Annotated in this window: 5 protein-coding genes; 2 read left to right on the top strand and 3 right to left on the bottom strand. The window is 36.7% G+C overall.

The features are described 5' to 3' along the window. Positions 1–767: Rpn family recombination-promoting nuclease/putative transposase (locus tag ACTTKP_RS11110; RefSeq protein ID WP_442553969.1), on the top strand; the 767-nt coding region annotated here is incomplete at its 5' end. A gap of 257 nt (positions 768–1,024) precedes the next feature. On the opposite strand, the gene ACTTKP_RS11105 is transcribed toward ACTTKP_RS11110, so the two are convergent. From ACTTKP_RS11105 to ACTTKP_RS11095, 3 genes are all read right to left on the bottom strand, one after another. Beyond that, positions 1,025–1,660: a methionine ABC transporter permease gene (locus ACTTKP_RS11105; protein ID WP_442553968.1), complete on the bottom strand. Its 636-nt coding sequence runs from the start codon at positions 1,658–1,660 to the stop codon at positions 1,025–1,027. Further along, the gene (locus ACTTKP_RS11100; RefSeq protein ID WP_442553967.1) at positions 1,660–2,625 is read right to left on the bottom strand and encodes a methionine ABC transporter ATP-binding protein; all 966 of its coding nucleotides are present in this window, start codon (positions 2,623–2,625) and stop codon (positions 1,660–1,662) included. Before ACTTKP_RS11100 ends, ACTTKP_RS11105 begins: the two co-directional genes overlap by 1 nt. 135 nt (positions 2,626–2,760) lie before the next feature. Beyond that, a complete protein-coding gene (locus ACTTKP_RS11095) occupies positions 2,761–3,594 on the bottom strand; it encodes a MetQ/NlpA family ABC transporter substrate-binding protein (protein WP_442553966.1) in 834 nt (277 codons plus the stop codon). Between the two features lie 207 nt (positions 3,595–3,801). On the opposite strand from ACTTKP_RS11095, the gene ACTTKP_RS11090 reads away from it, so the two are divergent. Beyond that, positions 3,802–5,021, top strand: a 1,220-nt coding sequence (locus ACTTKP_RS11090) for a citrate synthase (protein WP_442553965.1), incomplete at its 3' end; no start/stop codon positions are given.

The raw sequence follows: 5,021 nt of genomic DNA, 5'->3' as shown, positions 1-5,021 counted from the left end.
CAAGACTTTTAAATCCTATCGACGATGTGATGTTTAAAAAAATGGCTGAACATAAAGAGTTTTGTGAAGAAATCCTAAGAGTAATCTTAGAAGATGATAAACTAACAGTAACAGAATCCAGAGCTCAGTGGGAAGGTACAAACCTACATGGGCGTTCTGTAGTGCTTGATGCCAAGTGCATATCCGGAGATGGAAGACATATCAATATTGAAGTCCAAAAAGAAAATGATGATGACCATCTAAAAAGGGTACGCTACAATGGAGCTATCCTAACTACAAATATAACTGATACCGGTACTAAGTTTGAAGATATACCCGATGTTTGCATTATATTCATATCTAAGTTTGACATATTTAAGGGCGGTTTTCCGGTCTACCATGTAGATAAGGTAGTGCGTGAAACCGGTGAAATTATTGACGATGGACTTACGGAAATATATGTAACTACAGTTAAAAAAGATGGTTCTAAAGTTTCAAAACTTATGGAACTGTTTATAAAAGATGATGCTTATAATATGGAGGATTTTCCTGTTACAAGTGAGATTAAGACCAGGTTTAAAATAAGCGAAGGAGGCAGAAAAGAAATGAATGAAATGTTAGAAAAGATTATCAAAGAAGAAAAAGAAGAGAGTGAAAGGCAGGGCGAAAAACAGGGTGCTGAAAACGAGAAAATCAGAATAGCTAAAGATATGAAGAAAAAAAGTCTACCTTTTAGCCTTATTGCAGAGATTACCGGCATTTCTGAGAAGAAGATTATGGCTCTGTAAAATATTCCCCCTCTCCTATTCCGAACTATGACAAAAGAAACAATATAGTTTCAAAATATATATATTTCTCAATAAAAAAGGCTCTCTACATTCAAGAATAAATTTGCAGAGAAGCCTTTAAAAAACTTAACCAATGCAGTAATTAACCATAATGTTACTCTACATACCTTAAGACATACTTTCGGTTTATATCTTAGCTGAAAAGGAATACGGATAGGAATTGTACACCTTTTTATTATACCAAACAAAAGCTGGTATTATGAAAGTTTGTTATATATCTTATTACCGGCAAATTGTACAGCTTGAACAAAGACAATTAGAATTAAGCTTGTTACAACAAGATAAGCCGTATTTCTGGACTGATAACCGTAACGGATGGCAACATCACCTAAGCCTCCCGCTCCAAGAGCTCCACCCATAGCCGAATAGCCTATAACAGAAATAAGAGTTAAAATTATACCGGAAATTATTCCCGGGACAGCCTCTTTTATAATTACCTTTCTTATTATCTGCATATTGGTTGCACCCATACTCCTTGCAGCCTCTATAACTCCCTTGTCCACACTGCGCATAGCTGTTTCTATGACTCTTGCAACAAAAGGAATAGTTCCTATTGTAAGAGGAACTATAGCTGCTGTTGTGCCTATGGCCTTACCTGCTATAAATCTTGTAACCGGTATCAGAATAACCATAAGTATTATAAAAGGAAAGCTCCTGAAAATATTTACTATAAAATCTAAAACACCATAAACAGCCTTATTGGGACTCAGTCCGTCACTTGATGTAAGAGTGAGTACTATGGCAGGAATAAAGCCTAAAACTACAGCAAAAAATGTAGAAAAAAGACTCATATACAAAGTTTCCAAGCAAGCTCTTAACACTACTTCATTCATTAGATTACCTCCCATTTCACACCCTGCTCCTTAAGGAAGGCAAAGACCTTGTCCTTTTCCTCTTCCTTAATCTGCACAGTAAGGCTTCCAAGTACCGTTCCCCTAAAATCATCCAACCTCGCCCAGATAATAGAGGCTTCCACTCCCAGTTCCCTCGCCATCATTGCAATTACAGGCTTTCCGGCAGTTTCATTATCAAAGAAAATATGCATATTTATACCGCCATCAGGTAGCATATCCAAGTTTTCTCCAAGAAAATTTTTAACATTTTTATCAGGCTTTATGAAAATATCCTCCGGTTTACCCTCTGCAACCATTTTCCCGTCTTTAAGAAATGCAACTCTTTCGCAAATTTGTTTAACAACATCCATCTGGTGAGTTACAACTATCATTGTTATACCCATTTCTTTATTAATCTTCTTAAGTAAATCAAGGATTTCCCTTGTTGTCATAGGGTCAAGTGCCGATGTTGCCTCATCACAAAGAAGTACTTTAGGATTTAAGATGAGTGCTCTTGCTATAGCCACCCTCTGCTTCTGTCCTCCTGAAAGTTCTGAGGGTCTCTTGTCGATTTTATCCAAAAGCCCTACCAATTCAAGCATCTTAGTAACCCTCTCCCTTACCTCCGGGGAATTTTCCTTCTTTCCTTCAAAAACCAAGGGAAGAGCTACATTCTGATATACATTTTTCCTTGATAAAAGGTTAAAATTCTGAAATATCATTGCCACTTCTTTTCTAAGTCCATTTATTTCTATTGAATTTAATTCTTCAACCTTTCTTCCTAAAATTTCAATACTGCCTGCACTAAAACTTTCAAGCCTGTTCAGACAGCGGAGCAAGGTAGACTTTCCCGCTCCACTATGCCCAATTATTCCATAAACTGTACCGTCTTCAATCTGAAGGCTCACATCACTTAGAACCCTCACATTTCCATAGTTTTTTTCAAGATGACTTACCGTAATCATGTTATCTCCATTTCTAATTATAATTATGCAGCAAAGAGAGGTTATGCCTCTCATCAGAGACATAACCTGTAAATATAATTATATTCTTACACTATATCATTTTACAATTATAATACAAGAAAGCAAGTGTTTCCATTAAAATGCAGGTATTACTGAGCCCGCATATTTATCCTCTATAAACTTCTTAACTTCATCAGAGGTAAATGCCTTCTTCAGAGCCTGAATTTTCTCAGAATTTTCATTTCCTTTTTTTACTACCAAATCGTTGAAATACTGTTTTATAGATGCTGAATCAGTACTTTCAAGTATGAGGGAATCATTTTTAGGATTGAAACCTGCCCCAAGAGCATAGTTTCCATTTATAACCGCTGCATCTACATCACTTAAAGTTACAGGAATACTCGCTGCCTCTATTTCAGAAAAATTAAAGTTATGAGGGTTTTCCGCAATACTTGTGAGATTATAAAGTTCTTCTGTTTCTTTAAGCTTGATAAGGCCATTGTCTGCCAGTAAAGCAAGTGCTCTTGATTCATTTGAACCATCATTAGGAATTGCTATAGTTGCTCCGTCTTTAAGCTCTTTAATGTCCTTAAAAGTCTTTGAATAAAGTCCCATAGGCTCAAGATGAATTTCAGCAACTGCTACAAGGTCAAGTTTTCTTTCCTTATTTTCATTTTCCATGTATCTGGTAGTCTGATAATAGTTCGCATCAAGCTCCCCCTCCTGCACTGCTGTATTTGGCTGTACATAGTCATTAAATTCTACAACCTCAACCTTGTACCCCTCCTTCTCAAGAGCAGGAACCACAGCTGCCTTAACTATCTCCTGATGAGGAACAGGTGTTACTCCTATCGAAATCTTCTTATCATCAGACTTAGAATTTCCTAATGCTCCACAACCTGCAAGCGATAAGGCTAAAACCCCTGAAAGAACTAGAACTCCTATTTTCTTAAAACTATTTTTTCTCATATATTTTCTCCTCTTTTCTCTTTATGTTTTGTTTTTCTATGAGCCATATTGTATACTATTCTTCTTGGTATTACAAATACATTATACCAATACTTTGTTATAAAATATTTTTATAATCTTTTTATTACCATATACAGATAAGATATTATCGTGTATAATAATACCTATAAAATGTATAATTGTATACAATATGTTAGGAGGAGGTCTATGGCTTACAAACTAAGTATTACACCTGAAATTGAGAGGCTTACAGAAATATGTCTAAATAATTCACGAATCAATACTGAACTTTATAAAGAACTTGATATAAAGCGAGGACTTCGTGATATTAACGGTGCAGGTGTAAGGGCAGGTCTTACAAAGATTTCAACAATTAACTCTTTTAAAATGATAGACGGAGTCAAGACTCCCTGCGAAGGAGAACTTTATTATAGGGGTATAGACATCCATGAGCTTACTGACGGATTTATAAATGAAAAACGCTTCGGTTTTGAGGAAATGACTTATCTTCTCCTCTTCGGAAAGCTACCTACAGATAATGAACTTGCTGATTTTATAAAAGAGCTTGCAAACCAAAGAGCCCTTCCACGCAACTTTGTAAGGGATGTAATTATGAAGGCACCGAGCAAGGATATGATGAATACTCTTGCAAGAAGTGTACTTACCCTTTATTCTTACGATTCACTTGCAGACGATATTTCTCTGCCAAATGTTATGCGTCAGTGCCTCAACCTGATAGCAGTCTTTCCTATGCTCTCGGTTTATGGCTATCATGCCCATAATCACTACAATAATGGTAAGAGCCTTTATATACACCAGCCTAGAAGATCACTTTCTACAGCAGAAAACATCCTCAGACTCTTACGCCCTGACAAAAAATATACTGAAATAGAGGCAACTGTACTTGACCTTGCCCTCGTACTCCATATGGAACATGGTGGCGGTAACAACTCTACCTTTACTACTCATGTAGTAACTTCATCAGGAACAGATACATACTCCGCCGTAGCCGCTGCCCTCGGCTCCTTAAAAGGGCCTAAGCATGGTGGTGCAAACATAAAAGTTATGGGTATGTTTGAAGATCTTAAAAATACAGTAAAAGACCTTACTGACGAGGATGAGATTGCCAATTACCTCAGAGGACTTTTACATAAAGAGCATTTTGATAAAAAGGGACTGATCTACGGTATGGGGCATGCTGTATATTCCATTTCCGATCCTCGAGCAAATATTTTCAAGGGTTATGTAGAAAGGCTTGCAAAATCAAAAGGAAATGATGCAGACTATGCTCTTTATAGCCTTGTAGAAAGGCTTGCACCAAAAATAATTGCCGAAGAAAGGCATATATACAAGGGAGTAAGTGCAAATATCGACTTCTATAGCGGTCTTGTTTATCATATGTTAGGACTGCCTCCTGAACTCTACAC

Origin of the sequence: Catonella sp., assembly GCF_052169795.1 — a bacterium.
Lineage (GTDB): Bacteria > Bacillota > Clostridia > Lachnospirales > Lachnospiraceae > Catonella.
The sequence above is the reverse complement of the archived record's forward strand: the minus strand, read 5'-3'. Positions and strand labels throughout refer to the sequence as shown.